Below are 24,535 nucleotides of genomic sequence, written 5' to 3' on the forward strand. Positions count from 1 at the left end.
GTCTACGGCCAGGTCCCCCCGCCCGGCCCGCCCTCGCCGCCCTCGTCCGTGGCCTACCAGGTCAGCAAGGCCGGGCTGCACATGCTGACCCGCACCGCGGCCGTGGAACTGGCCGGTCGCGGCATCCGCGTCAACGCCGTGCTGCCCGGCGTGTTCGTCACGCCGCTGCTGCGCAAGCTCACCGACGAGCAGCTCAGACCCCGCGTCGAGCGCGCCCCGATGGGCCGTCCCGGCGACCCCGCCGACGTGGCGGAGGCGGTGGCCTATCTGGCCTCGCCCCGCGCGTCGTTCGTGACCGGCGTCCTGCTGCCGGTGGACGGCGGATACACCGCCTCATGAAGACCCCCCTACGAAGTGAGAGGTCGCGATGAGCGACAACAGCACCCTGACCAGGACCGGCGGCTCCCTGCGCGCCGTCGTCGCCGGCAGCTTCGGCAACATCATGGAGAACTACGACAACCTGGTGTACGGCTACACGGCCGCCACGCTGGGCAAGCTGTTCTTCCCCGAGTCCGACGGCCTCGTCGGCACCCTCTACACGTTCGCGGTGTTCGCCGTCGGCTTCCTCATGCGCCCGCTCGGCGCCATCACGTTCGGGCACGTCGGCGACAAGTTCGGCCGCCGGATCGCGCTGGTCGTCAGCGTGCTCATGATGGGCGCGGCGACCACGCTGATCGGCCTGCTGCCCACCTACGAGAGCATCGGCGTGCTGGCGCCGCTGCTGCTGGTGGTCCTGCGCATGGTGCAGGGCTTCTCGGTGGCGGGCGAATGGGCGGGCTCGGCCGCCTTCCTGGTGGAGTACGCCCCGGCGCGGCGGCGTGGCTTCTTCGGCAGCTTCAACCAGGTCTCCACGGCTGCGGGCTTCCTGCTGGCCTCGGGCGTGGTCGCGCTCAACTCCACGATCTTCACCGAGGCGGAGGTGCTCGCCTGGGCGTGGCGCATCCCGTTCCTGCTGTCGGCGCTGACGGCCGTGGCCGCGCTCTGGCTCAGGTACGGCATGGCCGAGACGCCGGCCTTCACCGAGGAGCAGGAGAAGGGCGCCACCGCCAAGAGCCCGCTCAAGGAGGGGCTGCGCACCGAGTTCCCGAGCATCATGCGCGGCTTCGGGTTCACCATGCTGTGGACGGTCGCGTACTTCTTCTTCCTGACCTACCTGCCGACGTGGCTCGCGGACGTGGCCGGGGTCGACCCGGGCGTGGCGCGTACCTCCAACATCGTCGGGCTCGTCGTGCTGACCGTGTGCATCGCCTCGTTCGGCGCGCTGTCGGACCGGGTCGGGCGCAAGCCGCTGCTCATCGCCGCCGCGGCCGGGTTCCTGGTGCTGAGCTGGCCGGTCATGCTGCTGCTGCAGAACGGCGGGGTGTTCGGCGTCTACGCCGGGCAGATCGTCATCGCGGTGATCCTGGCCATGTTCTCCGGTCCGGGCCCGGCGGCGCTGTCGGAGATGTTCCCCACGAAGCTGCGGTATTCGACGATGTCCATCGGCTACAACTTCGCGGTCATGGCGTTCGGCGGCACCGCGCCGTTCATCGCCACGGGCGCGATCCAGCTCACCGGGTCGGACATGTCGCCCGTGGTGCTGCCGATCGTCTCGGCGTTCGTCACGCTCCTCGTGGTGATCGGCATGCGGGAGACCGCGCACCGGCGACTGCACTAAGAAGGGACCGACCATGAACCCACCGATCGTCGCGGTCCAGGGCACGTACGAGGAGATGGGCGCCGAGCTCGGCCGCCGCACCGCGGGCCTGGTCGAACGCAGCCTGGACACCTACCTGCGCCGCTTCCGTGACCAGGCCGGCCTCTCCGACGCCGCCGTGCTCCGCTGGGGCGCCGTCTACCTGGAGGTCGCCAGGGCCTACGATCCGCGCATCGCGGCGATGCTCGAAGGGCTCGCCGCCGGCGCGGGACAGCCGATCGAGCACATCACCGCGCTCAACGCGCGCACCGAGATGCTGTACGGCACCGGCTACCGGGACGAGGGATGCACCTCGGTCGCGGTCATCGGCAAGCACACCCGCGACGGGCACACGCTGCTCGCCCAGAACTGGGACTGGCACCCGGAGCAAGGGCCGGTCACGTTCCTGCTGGCCACCCGCGACACCGAGGGCTTCTCGGTGCTGTCGCTGGCCGAGGCCGGGATGCTGGCCAAGTCCGGGCTCAACTCGGCGGGCCTCGGCGTCTGCGCGAACCTGCTGGTCTCCGACCGCGACACCGGCGGGGCCGGGGTGCCGTACCACTATCTGCTGCGTGGCGTGCTGCAGTCGCGCACGATGAGCGAGGCGCACCGCAGGGCGCTGGACGTGACGCGGATCTCGTCCGGCAACCTGCTCATCGCCGACGCCGGAGGGGAGGCGATCGACCTGGAGGTGGCGCCCGGCGTGTTCGGCGCGCTGCTGCCCGAAGGCGGGCTGATCACCCACTCCAACCACTTCCAGAGCGCGCTGCCGCTGGCCGACAGGAAGGCGGCCACCTCGGCGCTCACCCTGCTGCGGCCGGCGCGGGCCCGCCACCTGCTGGAGGACGCCGCCGCCGCCCGGACGCTGGAGCTGGGCGACATCGTCGGCGCGCTGCGCGACCACTATTCGCACCCGGACGGCATCTGCCGGCACGTCAACCCGGACGTCCCGGCCGCCGAGGTGGTCACGACCGTCTACTCGGTGCTGATGGACCTGGACCGGCGCGAGCTCTGCATCGCGCCCGAACCGCCCTGTTCGCACCCGTACGAGCGGTGGCGGCTGGACGACGTGTTCGAGCCCGGCGCCGTTCCCGAGGTCTGCTTCCCAGAGGAGGACCATGCCTGAGAGCACCATGCCTGAGAGCACGATGCCTGAGAGCACGATGCCTGAGAGCAGCATCTGCCTGACGTTCGACTTCGACGCGATCTCGCTCTGGCTGGCGCGCGGGATGCCCTCCCCGGGGCCGGTCTCGCGCGGCGAGTTCGGCGCGCACGCGATGCCGCGCATCCTCCGGGCGCTGGCCGAGCGCGGCATCACCGCGACGTTCTTCATCCCGGGCCACACCGTCGACACCTATCCCGCCGAATGCGCCGCCATCGCCGAGGCCGGGCACGAGATCGCGCTGCACGGATACGCGCACGAACCGGTGTCGAAGCTGGACCGGGCCGGCGAGCTCGCAGCGGCGCTACGGGCCCGCGACTCGATCAGGAAGGTCACCGGCTACGAGCCCACCGGCAACCGGACGCCGAGCTGGGACTTCACCACCTCGACCGTGGACGTGCTGCTGGAACTGGGCTGCGAGTACGACTCCAGCCTGATGGGCACCGACTACACGCCCTACTACGCCAGGCGCGGCGACGTGGCCGACCCCGACGGGCCGTACCGGTTCGGCGAGCCGACGTCGCTGGTCGAGCTGCCGGTCTCGTGGTCGCTGGACGACTACCCGCAGTTCGAGTATCTGCGGACGGACACCGGGATCATGCCGGGGCTGCGCGATCCGGGCACGGTGTTCGGCAACTTCCTCGACGACGTCGACTACATGATGCGCGAGGAACCCGGCGGGGTGTGCGTGCTGACGTTCCACCCGCAGGTCATCGGCCGCGGCCACCGGATGCTGGGGCTGGAGCGCTTCCTCGACGCCTGTCTGGAGCGGCCGCTGGCCTTCCGCACCTGCCAGGACGCCGCCCGCGCGTTCCGCTCCCCGGCGGGGTCGTGAGGTTCGCCGGTCGTACCGTGCTCGTGCTGGGCGCGGGCGGCGGGATCGGCGCCGCGGCGTGCGCGGCTCTGTCCCGGGAGGGCGCGCGGGTCGTCCCCGCCGACGCGCCGGGCTCCGGCGCCGAGCTGATCGCCGACCTGGCCGAGCCGGGCGCCGCCGGGGCGGTGGTCCGGGAGGCGTGGGAGCGCCACGGGCCGCTGGACGCGCTGCTGCACGTGGCGGGCCTGTTCCCGGCGCGGCGGGCGCTGGAGTCGACCGAGGAGCTGTTCGACCGCGTCATGGCCGTCAACACGCGCTCGGCGTTGCTGGCGGCCACCACCCTGGCGGGCCTGTGCGCGGGCCGCCCGGCCGCCGTCGTGTTCACCAGCTCGGGCGGCGCGCGCCGCCCCCGTCCCGGCACCACCGTCTACGCCGCCTCCAAGGCCGCGCTGGAGGCCGTCACGCGGGGCCTCGCCCTGGAGCTGGGCCCGCGGGGCATGCGGGTCAACGCGGTCGCCCCGGGTTTCGTGGACGTGGGATCGGACCTGAACCCGGTCCCCGCAGGCTACGTCGAGGCCGTCGCCGCGAGCGGCCCCGCCGGCCGGGTCGCCGCGCCCGGCGACATCGTGCCCGGCCTGCTCTGGCTCTGCTCCGACGAGTCGGCCTGGGTCAACGGGCACGTGCTGGCCGTGGACGGCGGCGCCGGCCTCGGCTCCCCGGCCGCGCCGTCATGGCTGTCCTGAGCCGGCGCGGTCACGGCTGGGCCGGGGCCCGGAAGGCGTGCTGCGACAGCTCGACCGGCGCGATGACCCGGCTCCGGCCGTCCTGCACCTGGTGGACGAGGTGCGCGTGGGCCAGTGAGGCGTCCCATGTGTCGTCCGGGTAGGCCAGCGCCCGCTGGCCGCGCCCGCCGAAGTAGTAAGGACCGGCCGCGCCCCGGTGCACGTTCTCACGCAGCGAGCGCACGACCGCCCCGAAGTCCCACGGCCTGCCGACCGCCGACCACGCCCCGGCGAGCATGTGGATCATGTCGTAGTGGATGGCCGCGCTGCCGCTGCCCGGCTCGTCCCCGTAGGCGTGCCGGTACCGGCGCATGAACCGCGCGCTCACCGGGTCCCCGTACGTGCCGATGACCGTGGACCACAGCAGTCCCTCGGCCAGCCCCTCCATCCGCTCCTCGAAGCGCGGGATCGTCGGCGTCCACACCGTGTAGACCAGCGACCGGCAGCCCGACCTGCGCAGCTCCTGAAGGAACCGCCGCAGCTCGTCCTCCACGTACGTGCACACCAGCACGGCGGCGGGCCCGATCGCCTGGATGCCGGCCACGACCTCGGCCCACGGCACCCGCGTGTCGGCGATCGGCACCATCGCGGCCAGGTCCCACCCGCGCGCCCCGGCCAGCTCGTCCAGCTCGGCCGCCCGGCGCGGGTCGTGGTCGTCCTCGCGTACCAGCGCCACCAGCCGCCGGTTGCCCGGCCGCCACTGCCCGGACCGGTCGAGCAGGTCCAGCGTCCGGACGAACCCGGACAGGTACGCCGTCTCGGTCGCGCACACCTGGAACGTCTGCCCGAGCACGCCCGGATTGTCGTGCACGTGCTCGGTGATCGACGGCGACACCATCGCGTGCATGAGCGGCGCCCGGTACTCGGCGGCCATGGTGATCGCGCCCAGGTGGTAGCGCGGGCTGACGTTGCCCAGCGTGATGGCGTCCACGTCGTGCGAGCGCAGATACTCCACGGCTCTCAGCAGGTCGCCGTCGGTGTCGCCGGACACCTCGATGGCCAGGTGGTCGATCCGCCGGCCGCCCACGCCGCCGCGCGCGTTGACCTCCTCCACCGCGATCGCCGCGCCCCGCCGCATCGCCAGCGCGTCGAAGCGCCGTGGCCCGTCGAGCGGATAGATCGCTCCCAGCCGGATCGGCCGCCGCCCCGCCGACCGGCCGGCGGGCCGCGCCGCTGGTCGGCGCCCGCCGGTCACCGGGCCCGGATCGCACCCGCCGGTCACCCGGCCCACGGCCGTCACCGCGAACCCCTCCGGCCCGGAGAACGGCGCCAGCAGCGCGTCCTCGTCCACGGCCAGCGCGGCCGCCGCCGTCCGCGTCGGCGCGCCCAGTTTGACCAGGATTCGCTCGACATGCGTGGCCACGGTACGAGCCCCGCACCCGACCCGCTCGGCCGTCTCCGGGTTCGTCATGCCGACGGCCACACACGTCAGCACCTCGTGCTCGCGCTCCGTCAGCCCCCACGGCGCCTCGCACCGCCGGGCCTCCAGCCCGGTCACGGTGCCGCGCTCGGTGACGGAGACCTCGATGCCCACCCGGTAGAGCCGCCGATCCGCGCCCCGCCAGTAGTAACGCAGCACCCCCGGGCCCTCGCCGGCGGCCCGCACCGCATGCCCGACCAGAGGACGATTACGCGCGAAGAACCCGGCCGCGCCGGTGACGACCCGCTTCCCGGGCTCCACCACGAGCCTGACCCGGAACTCCGGCTCCGCTTCGAGACGTCTCTCCATTTCGTGACGATACCGGCCAAACCGTGCGAACCGCCACCGTCCCGGTGCTGCTCCTCAGGGCTGGAAGTGCGCGTCCACGGTCACGCTCACGTCCAGCAGGAGCGGCTCCTCGCGGTGGGCCAGCGAGGGCACCACCTCGTCCAGCACCGCCGTCAGCCCGGCGTGGTCCTCGATCCGCCTGGCCTCACAGCCGAGCGACCTGGCCAGCCCGGCCAGGCTCACCTCGTCGAACGCCGGCCAGGGCGCCTTGCCGCCGTGGTTGTCGGCCAGCCGGTCCATGACCGCGTACCGGCCGTTGGCGAGCACCACGAACAGCGCGCCCACCCGGTAGTGGGCGGCGCTCCACAGCGCCTGCACGCCGTAGAGCGCCGAGCCGTCGCCGACGACCGCCACGACCGGCCGCGTGGGCAGCGCCATCCGCAGCCCGACGGCGGCGGGCAGCGCGAACCCGAGCCCGCCCATCGCCGCCGACACGAACCCCAGCGGGTTGCGCGCCGGCATCAGCCGGTGCAGGTCGGGCCGCGACGACGGCGTCTCCTCGACGAGCACCACGTCTTCGGGCAGCCGCGCCGCCAGCTCCGCCAGCACGTGCGCCGGCCGCAGCGGCCGCCCACCCACCGGCGCCCCCACCCACTCGACGGCGGCCCTCTCGACCGCAGCCCGCACCGGCCGGGCGGGTGTGGTGGCCGGGGGGACCAGTTCGAGCAGGGCGGCGCAGGCGGCGGCCGGGGAGGCCAGGCAGGCGAGATCGGCGGGGCTGCGGTGCGCCTCCCCGGGGTCGTCGGTGACGAGCGCGACCAGGGTGCCCGGCTCCACCAGCGGCCCGGGCGCGTACGGATACTGCCGGAACACCGGCGCCCCCACGGCGAGCACCACGTCATGCCCGGCGAGCGCGGTCCGCAGGCGCGGCCGGTCGGCGGGCAGCACGCCCGCGTACTGCGGGTGGTCCTGCGGGAACCCGGCCCGCGCGCCGAACGACTCCTGCCACACCGGGCACCCGAGTCGCTCCGCCAGCGCCACCAGCGGGTCCCACGCGCGCACCCCCGCCCCTGCCACGATGGCGGGGGAACGCGCCCCGGCCAGCATCGCCGCCAGCGGCGCCACGTCACCGGCCGCCTCCGCCCGCACCAGCCGCGCGGGCGCGGCGAGGGTCTCGTGCTCGTACGGCGCCGCCCAGTCGTCCATCGGCACCACCACCAGCGCCGGCCCCCGGTACGTGGCCGCCCGGTGGAACGCCCCGGCCACGGCCCCCGGCACGTCCTGGGCGCGGAGCGGCTGGTCGACGTGCACCGGGTAGTCGCCGGCCAGCCCCGTCAGCCGCCCGGCCAGGAACGGCTCCAGCGCGAGATGCCGGCGGTCCTGCTGCCCGACGAGGACGACCAGCGGCACCCGGTTCACCCGGGCGGTGGCGATGGCGCCGACGGCGTTGCCCAGCCCGGCGGTGGTGTGCAGCACGGCCAGCGCCGGTGCGTCGTGCCCGATGGCCCAGCCGGTGGCCATCCCGACCACCGACCCCTCGTGCAGGGCGAGCGTGAAGGTCAGGTCGTCGGGCAGCCCGGTCAGCAGCGACACCTCGGTCGAGCCCGGATTGCCGAAGATCGTCGTCAGCCCGGTGCGCCTGAGCACGTCGAACGTCGCGTCCTTGACCGTCGTCATCCCCGGGCCGCCTGGATCCGCGAGTAGACGTGCCCGCGCAGCTCCCCGAACCTGGGCAGCGACCGGGTGCCGAGCTGGTCGCGTTCCGGCGGCAGGTCGATCTTCAGGTCCTCCATCACCACCGTCGGCGACGACGACAGCACGATCACCCGTTGGCCCAGGTAGACGGCCTCGTCGATGTCGTGCGTGACGAACAGCGTGGTCACCTCCAGGTCCCGCCACAGCCGCAGGATCAGGTCCTCCAGGTCGGCGCGGGTCTGCGCGTCGACGGCCGCGAACGGCTCGTCCATCAGCATGACCTGCGGTTCGTAGGCCACCGCGCGGGCGATGGCCACCCGTTGCTGCATGCCGCCGGACAACTGCCACGGGTGCGCCCGGGCGGCGTCGCCCAGCCCGACCGACTCCAGCGACTGGGTGACCAGCTCCCGGCGTCTCGGCGCGGGCACCTTCTTCTCCTTCAGCGGCAGCTCCACGTTCTGCCACACGGTCATCCAGGGGAACAGGCTGCGGCCGTACTCCTGGAAGACCACCGCCATGCGCGGCGGGGGACCGGTGACGGGCACCCCGTCCAGCCGCACCTCGCCGCCGCTCGCCGGAAGCAGCCCCGCGACCGCGCGGAGCAGCGTCGTCTTGCCGCATCCCGACGGCCCCACCACGCACACCAGCTCCCCGGCCGCCACGTCGAACGTCAGCGACCGGATCGCCTCGACGCTGCGCCCCGGGCTCTCGTACGTCTTGCTCAACTGAGCGATCTCAAGCACGCGCGGCTCCGCTGCCGTAGTACCAGGACAGGACCCACCGCTCCAGGCGGCGGAACAGCAGCGAGAGGCCCAGCCCGAGCAGCCCGAGCAGCAGGATGCCGCTCCACATCTCGGCGATCTGGAACTGCCGCTGGAACAGCACGATCGTGAACCCGAGCCCGCTGGAGCTGGCGAACATCTCGCTGATGACCATGAGGATGATGCCGATGGACAGCGCCTGTCGCAGTCCCGCCATGATCTGCGGGCTGGCCCCGCGCAGCACGAACCCGCGCACCCTCGGCCAGCCGCGGATCCCGTACATCCGGCAGGTGTCGGCGAGCACCTCGTCCAGCGCGCGCACGCCCTCGACGGTGTTGAGCAGGACGGGCCACACGCAGCCGGAGACGATGACGAGCACCTTCATCGGCGTGTCGATACCCGCCAGCAGCATGATCAACGGAACCAGCACCGGCGGCGGGATCGCCCGGAAGAACTCCAGCACCGGCTCCAGCGTGGCCCGCAGCCTCGGCGACAGCCCGATCGGCACGCCCAGCCAGCCGCCCAGCAGCGCCGCCAGCGCGTAGCCCGCGAGCAGCCGCCCCACGCTGGGCAGCACGTCCCCGGTCAGCCGGTCGGAGAACCACGTCTCGGCGAACGCCACCGCCACCCGGTCCGGGCTCGGCAGGTAGAACGACCCGCCGCTGACCGCCCACCAGAGCAGCACCAGCAGCACGGGCAGCCCGAGCAGCCTGACGGCCTTCACCCGGCCACCTCCTCGCGCACGGCCGGATGCCAGGCCAGCACCCGGCGCTCCAGCAGCCGCACCGCCGTGTTGACGCCGATCCCGATCAGCCCGGCGACGACGATGAGCGCGTACACGGTGGGGACCGCGCCGCTGCTCTGCGCCACCTGGATCTCCGCTCCCAGCCCCGGGCTCCCGATCACCAGCTCCGCGGTGACCGCCAGGATGAACGCCACCGCCGCCGCCAGCCTGAGCCCCGTCATCACGTACGGCAGCGAGGTCGGCCACACCAGATGCCGCACCCGCGACCAGGCCGACAGCCCGTAGGACCGCGCGGTGTCATGGGCGACCGGATCGACCGCCGCCACCCCGTACAGCACCTGGATGAGCACCTGCCAGAACGAGGCGTACACCACCAGCAGCAGCGTGGACCCGAGCGACGGCCCGAACAGCAGCGTCGCCAGCGGCACCAGCGCCACCGACGGGATCGGCCGCAGGAACTCGACCGTCGAGCTCGTCGCCGCCCGCAGCCCCGGAACCACCCCGATGACCACCCCGGCCGCCACCGCCAGGCCGGACGCCAGCGCCAGCCCGACCGCCCAGCCGCGCATCGTCTCGCCGAGCGCCAGCCACAGCCCGGCCGTCGTCAGCTCACCGGCCAGGGTGCGCAGGATCTCCGAGGCCGGAGGCAGGAACCGCGCGTCGACCAGCCCGAGCCGGGGCGCCGCTTCGAGCAGCGCCAGCAGCCCGGTCAGCCCGAGCAGCCCGTGGAGCAGCCGCCTCACGGCATCAGCGCCGCGACGTCGACCTTGGCGTTGAGCACCCCGTCGGCCAGCGCCAGGTCGGCGATCGTCTGCACGGACTCGCGGTTGACCTCGGCGGGCCACTTCGGCAGGTAGATCTTCCCGATCACCTCGGGCGCGATCTTCGTATACGTCGAGAGCACCTGCCGCACCTCGTCGGGATGCGTGTCGGCGTACTCCAGCGACTTGCGCATCGCCTCGGTGAACCGCTTGGTCAGGCCGGGGTCGGTCCTGCTCGTGGTGAAGTACATCGCCACGGTCAGCGCGTCGGCGGCGTCGGCGAAGTTCCACGCCACGGGGCGGGCACCCTGGCTGATCGCCTGGCTCACGAACGGCTCGACGACCCAGATGGCGTCCACCCTGCCGTTCTCCAGCGCGGCCGGTGCGTCTGGGAAGGGCAGCTCGACGAACTCGATGCCGTTCGGGTCGCCGCCGTCCTTGCGCACCGAGGCGCGGATGGTGGTGTCGCCGATGTTCTTCAGCTGGTTGACCGAGACCTTCTTGCCCGCCAGGTCCTTGGCCGACTTGATCGGGCTGCCGGGCTTTACCAGCACCGCGCTGAAGTCCTTGCCCTGCTCGCCGGTGGAGGAGACGCCGTTGGCCACGACCTTGATGTCGAGGCCCTGCTGCTTGGCGGTGAGCAGCGAGGTGGTGTTGGCGAAGGCGAACTGGAACTGCCCGCTGACCGCGCCCGTGATGCTCGCCGCGCCGCCCTGGACGGGGGTGATGGTCAGGTCGATGTTCTGCTCGTCGAAGAACCCTTTGGCCTTGCCCAGATGGATCGGCGCGGTGTCGACGATCGCGATGACACCGGCGTTGACCTTGTCCTTGCCCGAGCCCTGGTCCGGGGCCCGCGGCCCGCCACAGGCGGCGGCCAGCAACAGGACGACGGGGACCGCGAGAGCGAGACGCACGATGTTCTCCCGATTGTCTGTTCGCTATGCGCACATTTATTCTCTGGTCGAACACCCCCCGCTACGCGGGAACATACGCGCTCACCGGCCCATGTCAAGGGAACTCCGATGGCTGATCACGTCCAGTCGCTGGCCCGTGGCCTCGCCGTCATCCGCGCCTTCAGCGCCGCCTCACCCGCGCTGACCTTGAGCGACGTGGCACGGGCGACCGGGCTCACCCGGGCCGCGGCTCGGCGGTTCCTCCTGACATTGACGGATCTGGGATACGTGCGGAACGACGGCCGGCTCTTCACCCTGACGCCCCGCGTCCTGGAGCTCGGGTACGCCTACCTGTCCAGCCTGTCGCTGCCCGAGGTCGCCGCGCCGCACCTGGAACGGCTGGCCGCCGAGGTCCACGAGTCGGCCTCCGTGGCGGTGCTCGACGGGGAGGACGTCGTCTACGTCGCCCGCGTCGCCACGGCCCGCATCATGCGCGTGACCATCAGCATCGGCACCCGCTTCCCCGCCTACTGCACCTCCATGGGCCGCGTGCTGCTCGCCGCGCTGCCGCCGCCCGCGCTGGACGCCTACCTCGCGCGGGCCGACCTGCGACGCCTCACCTCACGCACCGTCGCCCGGCCCGCCGCCCTGCGCGCCGAGCTCGACCTCGTACGCGCCCGCGGGTGGGCGATGGTGGACCAGGAACTGGAGGACGGGCTGCGGTCGCTCGCGGTGCCGATCCGGGACCGGTCGGGCGCGACGGTGGCGGCGGTGAACGTCTCGACGCACGCCAGCCGGATGACGCTGCCGCAGGCCCGGCGTGATCTGCTGCCCTGCCTCCAGGCCACGGCCGCCCGCATCGAAGCCGACCTCACCCACTCGTGACAGCGGGGTCCTCGCCCGCGGCTCGGGCGGTCCGGGCGCGCCACTGATCCATGGCATACAGGTGGGCCTCGCTCACGAGGTGCAGGAAGTCGGCGGCGGCCTCGAAGCGGGCGCCCGCCGGTGTCGCGGCCCCGAGGATCTCGCCGCCTTGCCGTGAGGCGGCGATCAGGACCTCGTTCATCTCCATCGCCGCCTGGATGGACCGCAGCCACATGTCGTCGTCGATGACGTAGCGCTCCCGGCGCTCGCCGGGGGCGCGCTCGCGCACGAGCATGCCCTGCTGTTCGAGGAAGGTGACGGCGTGCGAGATCGACGCCGGGCTGACCCGGAGCCGCTGGACCAGGTCGGCGGCGGTGAGGCTGCCGGAGTCGGTGACGTACAGACAGGCCAGCACCCTGGCCACCATCGGGGGCAGCCCCTGCCGCTCCAGCAGGCCGGTGAAGGACCGCGTGAAGTCCGCGACCGCCCGCGGATCGCGCCCGTGGCCGCTGTCGGGGGCGGCCGGCGCCGGACGCTGCGCCTGTCTGCGCCGCCGCGCACGCTGCTGCGTGGCCTCGTGCGCCCGGTCGGCACCGTAGCCGTCGGGGCCGCCGTTGCGGGTGACCTCGCGCATGATGGTCGAGGCGGGCCGCTCCAGCCGCCGGCCGATCTCCGCGTATCCGAGACCCTCGGCCAGCCATGCGGCGATGCGCTCCCGGTCCTGGCCGGTCAGTCTGCCTCCGGGCATCGGTGCTCGGCTCCTCTCGGTGACTCCGCTGCACAGTATGCGTTCAACCCTTGGCTCATTGCAATAGCGATTGCGATCTTTCTTTGCGTTCAGCTCCAGATTCATTGCAATGTACGGCCGATTAACCTCATTTTGCTGGAGGGAAGTCCAGATTTGCCTGTTGACGGAACCATAAACGCAATGTAGCGTCGCAGACGTTCAGAGATTCCCGAACACCTGAGAGCGGAGAACGACGATGGAGAACGGCAACAAGGGCTTCACCGGCGCCGGGTTGCGCAGGCTGCGCGAGGTGCTGGCCGGGCATGTCGATTCCGGGCGGATCCCGGGGCTGGTCGCGCTGGTGAGCCGGGGTGGTCACACGCACGTCGAGGCGCTGGGGACGATGCGGCACGACGGTGGCGCGCCGATGCGGCGGGACACCATCTTCCGGATGGCCTCCACGTCCAAGCCGGTGTCGATGGCTGCGGCGATGGTGCTGGTGGACGAGTGCCGGCTGCGGCTGGACGACCAGGTGCAGGAGTGGCTGCCGGAGCTGGCCGACCGTCAGGTGCTGAAGCGGTTCGACGGCCCGCTGGACGACACCGTGCCGGCGCGCCGTCCGATCACCGTGCGCGACGTGCTGACGTCCACGTTCGGGCTCGGCATGGACATGACCTCGCTGGGCACCCCGATCATGAACAAGATCTTCGAGAGCGGGCTCACGCCCAACGTGCCCGAGCCGATGCCCGGGCCCGACGAGTGGATGCGCCGCCTGGGCGAGCTCCCGCTGATGCACCAGCCCGGCGAGCGCTGGCAGTACCACATCAGCAACGACCTCGTCGGCGTGCTGGTGGCCCGGGTCACCGGCCAGTCGTTCGAGACCTTCCTGCGCGAGCGCGTCTTCGAACCCCTCGGGATGACCGACACCGGCTTCCACGTGCCCGCCGACCAGATCGACCGGCTGCCCACCCTCTACGCCCCCGACCCGGTCACCGGCGAGTTCCTGGTCTGGGACGAGGCCGAGGGCGGCCGCTGGAGCGAGCCCCCGGCGTTCCAGGGCGGCGGCGGCGGGCTGGTCTCCACCGTCGACGACTACCACGCCTACTTCCGGATGCTCCTCAACGGCGGCACCCACCAGGGCAGGCGGATCCTGTCGAGGCCCGCCGTGGAGCTGATGACCACCAACCGGCTCACCCCCGAGCAGCAGGCCGCCCGCCACGCCATGGCCACCGAGAACGTCCACATCTCCCACGGCCAGGGCCAGCACGGCGGCTGGGGCTTCGGCATGGCGGTGCGCACCTACCGAGGCGACTACGCGCCCATCGGCCAGTTCGGCTGGGACGGCGGCAGCGGCACCTCCAGCTACGCCGACCCCGTCAACCAGCTCACCGGCATCCTCCTCACCCAGCTCGGCGCGTCGGTCCCCGCCCCCATGCGACTCATGCACGACTTCTGGACCACCGTCTACCAGGCCATCGACAACTGACCCAGATCGGAGCGCACCCCCATGGCCACCACCCTCACCGACCAGGACAAGCAGACCCTCCGCACCGCCGCGTACGGCGCCGTCTCGCTGATGGCCGCCGCCGATGCCGCGGGCAAGCCGCACAAGGCCGCCACCCAGGGCTCCATCGCCCTGTCCTCCGCCACCGGCCTGGTCGGGCACGTGCTCGCCGACAAGTCCACGGGCGTCAACCTGGCCGGCAAGTCCGTGGCCGCACTCGCCGACCACGTGCTGCCCGCCCTGACCGCCGCCATGAGCCTGCTCAAGCAGCAGGACCCGGCCGAGGCCGGCAACTTCCGCCGCACCGTCGTCCTCGCCGTCGACACGGCCGCCCGCGCCCACCGGGGCGACCCCAGCCCCACCAGCGCCGACATGGCCCGCAAGATCACCGAAGCCCTCGACGCCGCCTGACCCCAAGCCGGCCGGCGCACCCATACCCGCGTCACGGGATCCTGCCTGGACCTCGTGACGCACCCGGCTTCGGAAGTACTGTGGAGATCGTGGTGTCCTTTACTACCTAACCGGATATGGGGGTAAGGATGAACGATCGTCGCGATTGGCTGAGCAACACCGCGCGCTACGTGTCGCCGCGCACGACGCAACGACTCGACGCGTGGAGCGAGGAACTCGCCGAGAGCGGCCGTCGTGGCTCGCAGCGACTCCGCGAAGCCGGAGAGGTCGCGCCGCCCGCCTTCGTGACCGCCGCTCTCGACCTCGCCGACGGCGAACGGGCTGTGGTGCGGCGCCGCGTCATGCTGGAGGAGGATCAGCCGGTAGAGCTCACCGACTCCTACTACCCCCGTGCCGTCGCGGCCGGCACCGGCCTCGCGGTGCCACGGAAGATCCGAGGCGGTGCCCCGACCTTGCTGGCCGAACTCGGCTATGTCGCGGACGAGGTGGTCGAAGACCTTTCCGTCAAACCCGCCACGCCGGACGAGGCGCACGAACTCGCGCTCCCGGCGAACGCCCCGGTCATTCAGCTCGTACGGGTCAGCTTCACGGCGGACGGCACGCCGTACGAGATCTCCGTGATGACGATGCGGCCCGAAGGGCGCCATTTCCGGTACCGGTTGAAGGTGGGGTGACGGGTGGCGCGCGAGGAGGACGGGCGGCCGAGGCATCAGCAGATCGCGGCGGACATCCGAGCCCGAGTGATGTCGGGGGACCTGGCGCCCGGAACGCGTTTGCAGACGACGCAACAGCTCATGTCCCGTTACAACGTCACGAATCAAACGGTTCAGCGGGCGTTGAGCGTGCTCAAGGGAGAGGGGTTTCTAGTAGGTCGTGCAGGAGTCGGGGTGTATGTCCGGGAGGAGCGGGCCCTCGCCATCGAGCCTGCCTCCTACCTCCGGCCTCCCGCCGAGGGGGAGCCGTACCCGTGGATGAGCGAGGCCGTCGGTCGAGGACGGCGTGGCTCGGTCCGGCTCCTGGAAGTGGCGAACGTGCGGCCGCCGGTCGAGGTGGCCCGGTTGTGGGGCGAGCGGGTGTCGATGCGGCGTCTGTTGCTGCTGCTCGATCAGGAGCCGACCGAGCTGGCCTGGATCTACCATCCGCTTGAGATCGCCGAGGGGACTCCCCTCGCCGGCCGGCGCAAGATCCCCGGAGGGACGGCGCGCGTGCTCGCTGATCTGGGAATCCCGCCGGTCGAGTGGGTGGATCGGGTCACGGCGCGGCTCCCCACGACGGAGGAACTGCAATTGCTGGAGCTGCCCGACGACGTGCCCGTGCTACGCACGCTGCGGACGGTGTACACGGACGACATGCGGCCGGTTGAGATGCAGGTGCTGGTGAAGGGAGGCCACCGGTACGAGCTGGCCTATCGAATTCCTTACCACTTTAAGGAGTAAGGAGTTACGCTTGAGCTCCCCCTGTGGATGATCGGAGATGCGTCATGCGCCGCTCGTACGTTCCGTGGGGAGTGAGCCGGATGGCTCCCTTCCGCAGTTACGCCGTCGCCCCCTACGGGGTCGCCATCGATCCTGCCACCCAAATGGGCATATACACCGATCTGCGTACTGGCCAGGTGATCGAGGGCGCCAAGCACGGATCCAACGTTCAGCGCCCTACCGCCACGGAACCGCCCACACCTGATGGGAACGGCAGCGGCAGCGGTCACGGCAAGCAGGACTCCACGACTGACTGGGTATCCGACTGATGACGGTGCTGGTGGTGTCCTGTGTGGACGACCCCACGGCGGATCTGGTGCTGGCCGAACTCCGCGACCGGGAGGTTCCGGTCGTGCGGTTCGACCCCGGTGCCGACTTTCCCCACGAGATGACGCTGTCAGCCTCGATCGACGGCATCGGCCTGACCGGCTCGATCGACACTGCGACACGCCACCTCGAACTGCTTGGCGTCCAATCCGTCTACTGGCGTCACCCCACGCCCTATCGCCCCGCGCGGCACCTGGACGAATACACCGGGCAGTGGGTGGCGGATCAGTCCCGCTTCGGGCTGGGAGGCATCCTCGCCATGCTCCCGGGAGCCCGGTACCTCAATCACCCCTGGCGTAACCGTGATGCCGAACACAAGCCGGTCCAGCTCGCCACGGCCGTGGCCGCCGGGCTCAAGATCCCGCGCACCCTGGTCACCAACAGCCTCGACAGCGTTCAGGCATTCGTGTCCGCGGTTGGCGGCGTGGTCTACAAGCCACTGTGGTCCACTCCGTACCGCAACGCGGCCGGTGAGGCGCTGACCGTCTGGGCGCACGTGATCGACGCCGACACGCTGGACGAGCGGGTGGGTGGCGCCGCACACCTCTTCCAGGAGCGGGTGCGCAAGGTCGCCGACGTACGGGCGACGATGGTGGGCGAGACGGCCTTCTCCGTCCGCATCGACGGTGCGCCCGAGCTGGACTGGCGCTGCGACTACCCGTCCTTGGCGTACACGCTCGTGGCCACGCCGCCCGCGGTCGTCAGGGGGATGCGTGCCTACCTCGACGCGTTCCGGCTGGACTTCGGCGCGTTCGACTTCTCCCTGACCCATGACGGTGAATGGGTGTTCCTGGAATGCAATCCGAACGGCCAATGGGGCTGGTTCGACCCGCCCATATCGCAGCTGATTGCCCACGAGATAGCGGATCACCTGACGTGCGTGAAAGCATGGCGATGAGCTCGGGCTCCACCGGACACAGGCAAGAGCTGGCCGGACTGCTGGCCACCAAGGGCATCACAGGTCCGCGCTGGATCCAGGCTGTCGCCGCCGTGCCACGCGACCTGTTCCTCGGCGAAGCCGTCTTCCACCCGGACGCCGGCGCGGAAGGCATCCTCTGGCGCCCGATCCGACGCGACCGGACGTCATCCGGTGAATGGCTGCGCATGGCCCACGAGGACCGGACCTGGGTTACGCAGGTCGACGGGATCATGGCCGAGGACGCCACGCAGGCACTCTCCGGAGCCCCGACCTCCTCCTCGACGCTGCCGAGCCTGGTCGTGACCATGCTGGAACGGGCCCGGATCGCCGACGGCGACCGAGTCCTGGAGATCGGTACCGGCACGGGCTACTCCACGGCCCTGCTGTGCGAACGCCTCGGCTCAGGTCAGGTGACGTCGGTCGAGTGCGACCCGGCTGTGGCGGCCCGAGCTCGCACGGCTCTCGAAACCGCCGGCCACACTCCCGCCCTGACCGTCGGCGACGGGCTGACGGTCCACGACCGGGACGCCGAGTACGACCGGCTGATCGCCACCTGCTCCGTGCGCTACATACCCGCGTGCTGGATCTGGCAGGTACGTGGCGGCGGCACCATCACCGCTCCGCTGTCCGGTTGGCTGGGAGGCACAGTCCTGGCGCACCTCACGGTGGGGTCCGACGGCACCGCCGGCGGCCGGTTCCTGGCCGACTCGTTGTCCTTCATGTTCGCCCGGCCGCACGACCGGCCGTCACGCGCTCATTACCTGCTCAACATCGGCGAGCAGCCCGGCACGCGGATCTCCCCCGCCGTGCTGGACGATCCGGCCGCCCGGTTCGTGGCCCAGCTCGGAGCCCCGTCGGCCGAGAAACTGGGAACCGGGGACCACGTCGTCCTCCTGGACGTGGCAACCGGCTCCCAGGCCACCACCGAGCCCGCGCCGGACGGCGGCTGGCGGGTACGCCAGCACGGCCCCCTGCGACTGTGGGACGCCGTGGAGGACGCGATCTCGACCTGGCGGGAGGCGGGCAGCCCGCCCGTCCCGGCGTTCGGGCTCGCCGTCACTCGTGAGGGGCAGCGGGTGTGGCTGGGGTGTCCCGATGGGCCGTCGTGGCAGCTGCCGGCGTGAGTGGCCGGGCAGCCCGGGGCAAGGGGATGATCACGAAACGGTGACGGTGCGAACGTGATCGTCCGGCGTGATGTCGAAAGGGATGTGCGCCCACTCATGGTTCTCGTGCTGGCACCGTTGCTCACACTCGCCGCCTGCGCCGCCGACTCCGCGGTGCAGGACGCGCGGGACAAGGCCGATCAGATCGCCGACCGGCTGATGGGGTACGACCCGTGGGTCCCCGACGACGTGGGCCACCACCTCACCAGGCAGGGGGAGTACGTCACGGTCCTGGACGTGTCCGATGGCCGGCGGCGCGTCCAGATCGAAGTCCGCGGGGAGCGGCGAGCCGACGGCCCGCCCGCGGAGGCGGTGCTCTGCTTCGACCTGGAGCTGATCCAGGACTGGAGGGTGGACGTCACCGAGATCGGCTGTCCCGGGAACGTCCCGCTGCTGGGCTGAGTCCCCCACGCCTCAGCCCGTCAGGAGCGGTTCCGGTAGCGGTCGGTGGCTTCGCGGGTGGCGCGGATGGCCGCGTCCGCTCTGTCGTACGTGCGCTGCGCCAGCCCCACGAAGAGGCAGTCCACGATCAGCAACTGGCTGATCCGGCTGGCCAGGGCTCCGGGCCGGAAGGCCGTCTCCCGCCCGGCCGACACCAGCGTGTGATCCGCCACCCCCGCCAGCGACGACCGGGGGTTGTTGGTGATCGCCACGACGAGCGCCCCCGCGTCGGCCGCGGTGCGGGCGGGCACGAGGACGTCGGGCGTCTCGCCGCTGCAACTGATCGCCACCACCACGTCCCCGCTCCGGAGCAGCGCGGCACTGGTCAACGCCAGATGCGCGTCGCTGAACGGATGGATGGACAGCCCGATCCGCAGCAGTTTCTGCGACATGTCGGCGGCCACCAGCCCCGAGGCGGCGACGCCGTACACGTCCACGCGGCGCGCGCCGACGATGGCCGTGACGACCTCGCCGAGGCGGTCCGGGTCGAGTTGGGCGGCGGTGTCTGCGAGGGCCTCGGATTCGGCGCGCGCGACCTTGGCGATCACGTCGGTCAGCGGGTCGTCGGGACCGAGATCGCCGGGGACCAGGCGTTCGGGTTCCTTGGCGACGGCGGCCGCCAGCGCGAAGCGCATCTGGGAGTAGCCGCCGAAGCCGAGGGCGCGGGCGGTGCGGACGATGGTGGCCTCGCTCGTGCCCGACACCACGCTGAACTCGGTGATCGTGCTCCGGACGACCAGGCCGGGGTCGTCGAGGATGATGCGGGCGATCGACTGGGCGGCGGGGGTGAGTGACGGCAGGACGGCTCGTACGGCCGCGACCGGGCTGGCCGGCTCGCCGTCCACGGTGCCGGTCATGAGGTCAGCCATTCTGCCGCTGCCTGGGCGGACACGCGGGAGATGCCGTGCGTGGCCAGGTGGACGGCGCCGGCGGGGTCGGCGGCGATGCCGGTGTCGACGACGATCACGTCGGGGCGCTCCTGCACGGCCTGCGCGATGCGGTCGCGGACCCACGGGTGGCGGGCGGCGTCGTGCACGACGAGGACGACCGGGCGGCGGTCGGCGCTGGAGCCGAGGCCGACCTTGGCGGCGAGGCCGGCGCCGAGGCGGGGGAGCGGGCCGCCGGCCTCCATCTGGACCCGGGTGGTGCCGGGGAGCAGGGTGGTCAGGGCGGCCGTGATGCCGGTGACGGTGGCCGGGTCGACGGCCTGGTTGAAGCGGGTGTTGACCTCGACGACCAGCGGCGGCCGGGTGAGCGTGACGGATCCGGTCGCGGTCAGCGCGGCCCGGGCGGCCTCCAGCCCGACGTCGCCGCCGTCCGGTTCGGAGGTGACGATCTCGCGTGCCGGGGCCTGGGCGGTGTACCACGCGGACAGGGCGGCGACCCGGTCCGCCGCCTCGGCGAGCCTGTCCTCGGCCAGCCGCCCGGACTTCACCGCCTCGACGATGGCGTCGCGGAGCTCGTACAGGCCCTCCTCGGTGACCATGCCGGCGCAGATGGCGTCGACGCCGGCGGCCAGGGACCGGACGGCGATCTCGCCGGGGGTGAACATGGCCGCCACCGCCTGCATCTCGATGGCGTCCGTCACCAGCATGCCGTCGAAGCCGAGTTCGCCGCGCAGCAGGTCGGTGAGGACGGGACGGCTGAGCGTGGCGGGCAGGCCGGGGTCGAGGGCGGGGATCAGCAGGTGGCCGCACATGATCGAGCGCACCCCTGCGGCCACGGCGGCGCGGAACGGCGGCAGGTCGCGCTCGGCGAGCTCCTCGCGCGAGGCGTGCACGGTGGGCAGGGCGAGGTGGGAGTCGGTGGTCGTGTCGCCGTGGCCGGGGAAGTGCTTGGCGCAGGCGGCGACACCGGCGTTCTGGAGGCCGTTGACGTACGCCACGGTGTGGCGGGCCACCAGGTCGGGGTCGGGGCCGAAGGAGCGGATGCCGATGACCGGGTTGGCGGGGTTGGCGTTGACGTCGGCGGAGGGGGCGTAGTCGAGCGTGACGTCCGATCGGGCCAGCATGCGGCCGATCTCGCGGGCGACACGTTCGGTGAGGGCCACGTCGTCGACGACGCCGAGCGCCCGGTTGCCGGGGAAGGAGCTGCCGTTGGCCACCTCGAACCGGGTGACGGCACCGCCTTCCTCGTCGACGGCGACGACGGCGGCCGGGTTCTCGGCGCGGATCTGCGCGACGACCTGCGCTCGCGGATCGTTGCGGGCGAACAGCACGACGCCGCCGAGGCCCTGGCCCAGCGCTCGGCGCATCCAGTCGGGAACGGTGGTTCCCGGGTAGCCGGGCTGAAGCACTGCCATGGCCAGTCGGTACAGGTCAGCGGTCATGCGGCATTTTCCTTCACAGTTGTTGATCTGAAGGTAATTTTCTGTCATCGTCGCCCCAGACACAACCACTTCCGAGAGGCCACCCCCCATGCCCAGCAGACGGACTCTCCTGAAGGGCCTCGCCCTCGCCGCCGCCGCTTCCGCCGTGCCGCTGCCCGCGTTCGCGGCCACGGATTACGTGCCACCGCTGCGCCAGATGCGCGGTATGTGGATCGCCTCCGTGGTCAACATCAACTGGCCATCCAAGCAGGGGCTGAGCGCCGACGAGCAGAAGGCCGAGTACCTGGCCTGGCTCGACCTGGCCGTCGAGCGCAAGCTGAACTCGGTGTTCGTGCAGATCAGGCCCACCGCCGACGCGTTCTGGCCGTCGCCGTTCGAGCCGTGGTCGCACTGGCTGACCGGCACCCAGGGCCAGGACCCGGGCTACGACCCGCTCGGGTTCGCCGTAGCGGAGACGCACAAGCGCGGCCTGGCCTTCCACGCCTGGTTCAACCCGTACCGGGTGTCGATGCAGGCCGACCCCGCCAAGCTGCACCCCGACCACCCCGGCCGCAAGCACCCGGACTGGATCCTGCCGTTCGGCGGCAAGCTCTACTACAACCCGGGCATGCCCGAGGTGCGCAAGTTCTGCCAGGACGCGATGCTCGACGCGCTGGCCCGCTACGACATCGACGGCCTGCACTTCGACGACTACTTCTACCCGACCAACAGCACGGCCTTCGACGACAGCGCCGCGTTCGCCCAGCACGGCGGCGGCTTCCCGGACCTGGCGACCTGGCGGCGGCACAACGTCGACCTCATGGTCTCGGAGATGCAGCAGCGGGTGCGCGAGGTCAAGCCGGAGGTCGCCTGGGGCATCAGCCCGTCGGGCATCTGGCGCAACAAGGGCACCGACCCGCTGGGCTCGGAGACCAACGGCGGCCAGTCGTACGACAACCTGCACGCCGACACCCGCGGCTGGGTGAAGAAGGGCTGGCTGGACTACATCGCGCCGCAGCTCTACTGGTACATCGGCCAGCCCCCGGCCGACTACTCCAAGCTGGTGCCGTGGTGGTCCGACGTGGCGAGCGGGACCGGCACGCTGCTGTGGATCGGCCAGGCCGCCTACAAGGCCGGCGACCCCGCGCAGGCCGCGGAGTGGCAGGACCCGAAGGAGCTGTCCGACCACCTCACGCTCAACCGGGACCATGCCGAGATCAGCGGCGACATCTGGTACAACGCCAACGACCTGCGGGCCGACCGGGTCACCTCGATCAGCACCGCCGTCACCGACCACTACACGCGCCCCGCGCTCGCCCCGGTGCTGCCGAGGCTGGCGAACGGTCACAGGCCGCGCCGCCCGGTGGTCGCGTACGCGCTGCGCCGTCACGGCGGGGTCGAGGTGCGCGCGGTCGCGACGGGCCGGGACGAGCCGTTCCAGTTCGCCATCTTCCGCTTCCCGGACCGGGCCGCCTCCTCGGCGTTCGGCGACGCCCGCAACCTGGTCGCCGTCGTGCCGGGGGACCGGCAGGTGCGCTGGTTCGACCCGGACGGCAAGCGCGGCGACCACTACTACGCGGTCGCCGTGGACCGGGCCAACCGGACCAGTGACCCCAGCCGCGGGTTCCGGGTGATCTGACGACATGCGGGTTCTCGGCCTCATCTCCGGCACGTCCCATGACGGCATCGACAGCGCCGTCGTCGACTGGTCGCTCGACGGCGGCGTGCTCAACGGCACCCTGGTCGAGCTGGGGGAGAGGCCGTACCCGCGCGAACTGAGAGCGCGCATCGCGGCCGCGCTCCCGCCCGGCCGGATCGACCTCGGCGAGGTCTGCGCGCTCGACACGCTCATCGGGCAGGCGTTCGCCGAGGTGGCCGCCGGCGCGCCGGCGGCCGACCTGATCTGCTCGCACGGTCAGACCCTCTTCCACTGGGTCGAGGACGGCCGCGTGCGCGGCACGCTCCAGCTCGGCCAGCCCGCCTGGATCGCCGAACGGACCGGCGTGCCGGTGGTGTCGGACGTACGGGCGCGCGACGTGGCGGCGGGCGGCCAGGGCGCGCCCCTGGTGTCGTACCTGGATCTGCTGCTCATGGCCGGGCTGCCGGGCCGCACCGGGGCGCTGAACCTGGGCGGCATCGCCAACCTGACCGTGCGCGACCCGGCGCTCGCCTACGACACCGGGCCGGCCTGCGCGCTCATCGACGCCGCCGCGCCCCCGTACGACCGGGACGGGAAGCTGGGCGCGGCGGGCACGGTGGACGAGACGCTCCTGCGGGAGCTGCTCGCCGAGCCGTACTACCGGATGGACCCGCCGAAATCCACCGGCAAGGAGCTGTTCACGCCCGGCTACGTCCGGGCCGACCTGCCACAGGCGGACCTGGTGGCGACGCTCACCGCGCTGACCGCCGAGACGGTCGCGGCGGAGGTGCGCCGGCACCGCCTCGACACGGTGATCGTCTCGGGCGGCGGGGCACGCAATCCCACGCTGATGAGCATGCTGCGCGGACGCGCGTCGCAGGCCGTGTTCGTGACCAGCGACGAACTCGGCGTGCCCGCCGACGGCAAGGAGGCGATCGCCTTCTCGCTGTTCGGCTGGCTCACCGCGCACGGTCTGCCCGCCACCGTGCCCAGCTGCACCGGCGCCACGGGCGCACGGGTGCTGGGCACGATCACGCCGGGTTCCGATCCGCTGACGCTGCCGGAACCCCTCGCCGAAGCACCGGTCGCGATCAGGTTTTCAGGAAGCCCTGCGCCCCGCCGCTGACGGCTCGGCGGTGGTGCCCGACCGCTGTGGTGGCACCACAGGGGTGGGCCGCACCAGGCCCAGCGCGACGACCTCGTTGGCGAGGCGGGTGCGCCGGTTGGTGCCCTCGGGAATCCTGAACTTCTGATAGAGCCGCAGCAGGTGCTGCTTGACCGCGGCTTCGGTCACGACCAAGTCGTCGGCGATCTCCCTTGCGGTGGCCGGGGCGACGAACGCCTCGTCCGACAGCGCCGGCCGGCAGAGCGAGGTCAGCACGTCGACCTCACGCCTGGTCAGCTCGGGCGCCGCGGCTCTGCGCAGCTCGACCTCGGGGGCGAAGTCCTCTCGGGGGACTCCGCCGATGCGCCCGCGTGCCGCGCCGAAGGAGACGACGTCACCGTCGTCGAGCACCCTCCGGGCGATCGGCCTGCCGTTCACCCGCGTGCCGTTGCGGGACAGGCCCAGGTCAACGACATACAGGTAGGGTCCTCGCCTGACGAACTCGGCATGAAGCCGAGACACGCTGGGGTCGCTGAGCCGGATGTCCGCGCCCCGGCCCCTTCCCACGGTCGTGATCTCGGGGCGCAACGGGACCACCTCGCCGGTGTCCTCGATGCGTATGAACGGCCCCTCCACGGCAGTTCCTCCCCAGGTAG

Annotated in this window: 26 protein-coding genes; 16 read left to right on the forward strand and 10 right to left on the reverse strand. The window is 72.0% G+C overall.

Going from position 1 to position 24,535, the window contains the following annotated elements; all coding sequences use genetic code 11:
- The 5 genes from ADY59_RS09605 to ADY59_RS09625 all read left to right on the forward strand — a co-directional run.
- The coding region (locus ADY59_RS09605; RefSeq protein ID WP_049560388.1) for an SDR family NAD(P)-dependent oxidoreductase at positions 1–339 on the forward strand (339 nt) is incomplete at its 5' end.
- Positions 340–367: 28 nt separating this feature from the next.
- Positions 368–1,657 (forward strand): MFS transporter, encoded by a 1,290-nt coding sequence (locus ADY59_RS09610; RefSeq protein WP_082309982.1) that lies wholly within the window; start codon positions 368–370, stop codon positions 1,655–1,657.
- Between the two features lie 13 nt (positions 1,658–1,670).
- Entirely contained in the window at positions 1,671–2,801 is a 1,131-nt protein-coding gene (locus ADY59_RS09615; RefSeq protein ID WP_049560391.1) for a C45 family autoproteolytic acyltransferase/hydolase, read from the forward strand.
- Positions 2,794–3,672 (forward strand): polysaccharide deacetylase family protein, encoded by an 879-nt coding sequence (locus ADY59_RS09620; protein WP_197093521.1) that lies wholly within the window; start codon positions 2,794–2,796, stop codon positions 3,670–3,672. The genes ADY59_RS09615 and ADY59_RS09620 overlap by 8 nt, the downstream gene beginning before the upstream one ends.
- Complete coding sequence (locus tag ADY59_RS09625) at positions 3,669–4,394, forward strand: SDR family NAD(P)-dependent oxidoreductase (RefSeq protein ID WP_156325399.1); 726 nt, start codon at positions 3,669–3,671, stop codon at positions 4,392–4,394. The genes ADY59_RS09620 and ADY59_RS09625 overlap by 4 nt, the downstream gene beginning before the upstream one ends.
- A 10-nt stretch (positions 4,395–4,404) precedes the next feature.
- Here ADY59_RS09625 and ADY59_RS09630 read toward each other — a convergent pair whose 3' ends face one another.
- Genes ADY59_RS09630 through ADY59_RS09655 form a run of 6 tightly spaced genes read right to left on the reverse strand, consistent with a single transcriptional unit; the run spans position 4,405 to position 11,017 of the window.
- On the reverse strand, positions 4,405–6,162 hold the full coding sequence (locus ADY59_RS09630; RefSeq protein ID WP_049560394.1) for an ABC transporter substrate-binding protein: 1,758 nt from the start codon (positions 6,160–6,162) through the stop codon (positions 4,405–4,407).
- A 54-nt stretch (positions 6,163–6,216) separates the two neighbouring features.
- Positions 6,217–7,818, reverse strand: coding sequence for a thiamine pyrophosphate-dependent enzyme (locus ADY59_RS09635; protein ID WP_049560395.1), 1,602 nt, complete (start codon positions 7,816–7,818; stop codon positions 6,217–6,219).
- Positions 7,815–8,579, reverse strand: a complete 765-nt coding sequence (locus tag ADY59_RS09640) for an ABC transporter ATP-binding protein (RefSeq protein WP_049560397.1) — start codon at positions 8,577–8,579, stop codon at positions 7,815–7,817. The genes ADY59_RS09635 and ADY59_RS09640 overlap by 4 nt, the downstream gene beginning before the upstream one ends.
- Positions 8,572–9,321: an ABC transporter permease gene (locus ADY59_RS09645; protein ID WP_053174578.1), complete on the reverse strand. Its 750-nt coding sequence runs from the start codon at positions 9,319–9,321 to the stop codon at positions 8,572–8,574. Before ADY59_RS09645 ends, ADY59_RS09640 begins: the two co-directional genes overlap by 8 nt.
- Entirely contained in the window at positions 9,318–10,085 is a 768-nt protein-coding gene (locus tag ADY59_RS09650; protein ID WP_049560400.1) for an ABC transporter permease, read from the reverse strand. The genes ADY59_RS09645 and ADY59_RS09650 overlap by 4 nt, the downstream gene beginning before the upstream one ends.
- The gene (locus ADY59_RS09655) at positions 10,082–11,017 is read right to left on the reverse strand and encodes an ABC transporter substrate-binding protein (protein ID WP_082309983.1); all 936 of its coding nucleotides are present in this window, start codon (positions 11,015–11,017) and stop codon (positions 10,082–10,084) included. The genes ADY59_RS09650 and ADY59_RS09655 overlap by 4 nt, the downstream gene beginning before the upstream one ends.
- 108 nt (positions 11,018–11,125) lie before the next feature.
- On the opposite strand from ADY59_RS09655, the gene ADY59_RS09660 reads away from it, so the two are divergent.
- Entirely contained in the window at positions 11,126–11,881 is a 756-nt protein-coding gene (locus tag ADY59_RS09660; protein ID WP_049560402.1) for an IclR family transcriptional regulator domain-containing protein, read from the forward strand.
- On the opposite strand, the gene ADY59_RS09665 is transcribed toward ADY59_RS09660, so the two are convergent.
- Positions 11,868–12,608, reverse strand: a complete 741-nt coding sequence (locus ADY59_RS09665; RefSeq protein WP_049560404.1) for a GbsR/MarR family transcriptional regulator — start codon at positions 12,606–12,608, stop codon at positions 11,868–11,870. The genes ADY59_RS09660 and ADY59_RS09665 overlap by 14 nt on opposite strands.
- Positions 12,609–12,843: 235 nt before the next feature.
- On the opposite strand from ADY59_RS09665, the gene ADY59_RS09670 reads away from it, so the two are divergent.
- The 8 genes from ADY59_RS09670 to ADY59_RS09705 all read left to right on the forward strand — a co-directional run bounded on the left by ADY59_RS09670 (position 12,844) and on the right by ADY59_RS09705 (position 18,788).
- The gene (locus ADY59_RS09670; protein WP_049560407.1) at positions 12,844–14,073 is read left to right on the forward strand and encodes a serine hydrolase domain-containing protein; all 1,230 of its coding nucleotides are present in this window, start codon (positions 12,844–12,846) and stop codon (positions 14,071–14,073) included.
- A gap of 21 nt (positions 14,074–14,094) precedes the next feature.
- On the forward strand, positions 14,095–14,502 hold the full coding sequence (locus ADY59_RS09675; RefSeq protein ID WP_049560410.1) for a hypothetical protein: 408 nt from the start codon (positions 14,095–14,097) through the stop codon (positions 14,500–14,502).
- 128 nt (positions 14,503–14,630) lie between these two features.
- Positions 14,631–15,176: a GntR family transcriptional regulator gene (locus ADY59_RS09680; RefSeq protein WP_049560413.1), complete on the forward strand. Its 546-nt coding sequence runs from the start codon at positions 14,631–14,633 to the stop codon at positions 15,174–15,176.
- Between the two features lie 3 nt (positions 15,177–15,179).
- Complete coding sequence (locus tag ADY59_RS09685; RefSeq protein ID WP_049560415.1) at positions 15,180–15,938, forward strand: GntR family transcriptional regulator; 759 nt, start codon at positions 15,180–15,182, stop codon at positions 15,936–15,938.
- A 44-nt stretch (positions 15,939–15,982) separates the two neighbouring features.
- Positions 15,983–16,246 carry a putative ATP-grasp-modified RiPP gene (tgmA, locus tag ADY59_RS53940; protein WP_049560418.1) on the forward strand — a complete coding sequence of 88 codons (264 nt, stop codon included), beginning with the start codon at positions 15,983–15,985 and terminating at the stop codon, positions 16,244–16,246.
- Entirely contained in the window at positions 16,246–17,202 is a 957-nt protein-coding gene (gene tgmB / locus ADY59_RS09695) for an ATP-grasp ribosomal peptide maturase (RefSeq protein WP_049560419.1), read from the forward strand. Before tgmA ends, tgmB begins: the two co-directional genes overlap by 1 nt.
- Complete coding sequence (gene tgmC / locus ADY59_RS09700) at positions 17,181–18,347, forward strand: ATP-grasp peptide maturase system methyltransferase (RefSeq protein ID WP_231618629.1); 1,167 nt, start codon at positions 17,181–17,183, stop codon at positions 18,345–18,347. Before tgmB ends, tgmC begins: the two co-directional genes overlap by 22 nt.
- A gap of 96 nt (positions 18,348–18,443) precedes the next feature.
- Positions 18,444–18,788, forward strand: a complete 345-nt coding sequence (locus ADY59_RS09705) for a hypothetical protein (RefSeq protein ID WP_049560422.1) — start codon at positions 18,444–18,446, stop codon at positions 18,786–18,788.
- Positions 18,789–18,808: 20 nt separating this feature from the next.
- Here ADY59_RS09705 and ADY59_RS09710 read toward each other — a convergent pair whose 3' ends face one another.
- Positions 18,809–19,696 carry a MurR/RpiR family transcriptional regulator gene (locus ADY59_RS09710; RefSeq protein WP_231618630.1) on the reverse strand — a complete coding sequence of 296 codons (888 nt, stop codon included), beginning with the start codon at positions 19,694–19,696 and terminating at the stop codon, positions 18,809–18,811.
- A complete protein-coding gene (locus ADY59_RS09715) occupies positions 19,681–21,156 on the reverse strand; it encodes a glycoside hydrolase family 3 protein (protein ID WP_049560424.1) in 1,476 nt (491 codons plus the stop codon). The genes ADY59_RS09710 and ADY59_RS09715 overlap by 16 nt, the downstream gene beginning before the upstream one ends.
- An 88-nt stretch (positions 21,157–21,244) precedes the next feature.
- Here ADY59_RS09715 and ADY59_RS09720 point away from each other — a divergent pair, with 88 nt between their 5' ends.
- Both ADY59_RS09720 and ADY59_RS09725 read left to right on the forward strand, forming a co-directional pair.
- A complete protein-coding gene (locus tag ADY59_RS09720) occupies positions 21,245–22,774 on the forward strand; it encodes a glycoside hydrolase family 10 protein (RefSeq protein WP_049560426.1) in 1,530 nt (509 codons plus the stop codon).
- Positions 22,775–22,778: 4 nt separating this feature from the next.
- Positions 22,779–23,900, forward strand: coding sequence for an anhydro-N-acetylmuramic acid kinase (locus ADY59_RS09725; protein WP_049560429.1), 1,122 nt, complete (start codon positions 22,779–22,781; stop codon positions 23,898–23,900).
- Here ADY59_RS09725 and ADY59_RS09730 read toward each other — a convergent pair.
- Positions 23,874–24,515: an FHA domain-containing protein gene (locus tag ADY59_RS09730; protein WP_049560431.1), complete on the reverse strand. Its 642-nt coding sequence runs from the start codon at positions 24,513–24,515 to the stop codon at positions 23,874–23,876. The two genes, ADY59_RS09725 and ADY59_RS09730, sit on opposite strands and share 27 nt — an antisense overlap.
- Positions 24,516–24,535 lie beyond the last annotated feature (20 nt).

This window comes from Nonomuraea sp. SBT364, from assembly GCF_001083785.1.
Lineage (GTDB): Bacteria > Actinomycetota > Actinomycetes > Streptosporangiales > Streptosporangiaceae > Nonomuraea.

What these genes read in the sequence shown, in the direction of transcription:
- ADY59_RS09610 (WP_082309982.1), top strand. Translation starts at nt 368, where the DNA reads ATGAGCGACAACAGCACCCTGACCAGGACCGGCGGCTCCCTGCGCGCC.
- ADY59_RS09615 (WP_049560391.1), top strand. Translation starts at nt 1,671, where the DNA reads ATGAACCCACCGATCGTCGCGGTCCAGGGCACGTACGAGGAGATGGGC.
- ADY59_RS09620 (WP_197093521.1), top strand. Translation starts at nt 2,794, where the DNA reads ATGCCTGAGAGCACCATGCCTGAGAGCACGATGCCTGAGAGCACGATG.
- ADY59_RS09630 (WP_049560394.1), bottom strand. Translation starts at nt 6,162, where the DNA reads ATGGAGAGACGTCTCGAAGCGGAGCCGGAGTTCCGGGTCAGGCTCGTG.
- ADY59_RS09635 (WP_049560395.1), bottom strand. Translation starts at nt 7,818, where the DNA reads ATGACGACGGTCAAGGACGCGACGTTCGACGTGCTCAGGCGCACCGGG.
- ADY59_RS09660 (WP_049560402.1), top strand. Translation starts at nt 11,126, where the DNA reads ATGGCTGATCACGTCCAGTCGCTGGCCCGTGGCCTCGCCGTCATCCGC.
- ADY59_RS09665 (WP_049560404.1), bottom strand. Translation starts at nt 12,608, where the DNA reads ATGCCCGGAGGCAGACTGACCGGCCAGGACCGGGAGCGCATCGCCGCA.
- ADY59_RS09670 (WP_049560407.1), top strand. Translation starts at nt 12,844, where the DNA reads ATGGAGAACGGCAACAAGGGCTTCACCGGCGCCGGGTTGCGCAGGCTG.
- ADY59_RS09675 (WP_049560410.1), top strand. Translation starts at nt 14,095, where the DNA reads ATGGCCACCACCCTCACCGACCAGGACAAGCAGACCCTCCGCACCGCC.
- ADY59_RS09680 (WP_049560413.1), top strand. Translation starts at nt 14,631, where the DNA reads ATGAACGATCGTCGCGATTGGCTGAGCAACACCGCGCGCTACGTGTCG.
- tgmA (WP_049560418.1), top strand. Translation starts at nt 15,983, where the DNA reads ATGCGCCGCTCGTACGTTCCGTGGGGAGTGAGCCGGATGGCTCCCTTC.
- tgmB (WP_049560419.1), top strand. Translation starts at nt 16,246, where the DNA reads ATGACGGTGCTGGTGGTGTCCTGTGTGGACGACCCCACGGCGGATCTG.
- ADY59_RS09705 (WP_049560422.1), top strand. Translation starts at nt 18,444, where the DNA reads ATGGTTCTCGTGCTGGCACCGTTGCTCACACTCGCCGCCTGCGCCGCC.
- ADY59_RS09710 (WP_231618630.1), bottom strand. Translation starts at nt 19,696, where the DNA reads ATGGCTGACCTCATGACCGGCACCGTGGACGGCGAGCCGGCCAGCCCG.
- ADY59_RS09715 (WP_049560424.1), bottom strand. Translation starts at nt 21,156, where the DNA reads ATGACCGCTGACCTGTACCGACTGGCCATGGCAGTGCTTCAGCCCGGC.
- ADY59_RS09720 (WP_049560426.1), top strand. Translation starts at nt 21,245, where the DNA reads ATGCCCAGCAGACGGACTCTCCTGAAGGGCCTCGCCCTCGCCGCCGCC.
- ADY59_RS09725 (WP_049560429.1), top strand. Translation starts at nt 22,779, where the DNA reads ATGCGGGTTCTCGGCCTCATCTCCGGCACGTCCCATGACGGCATCGAC.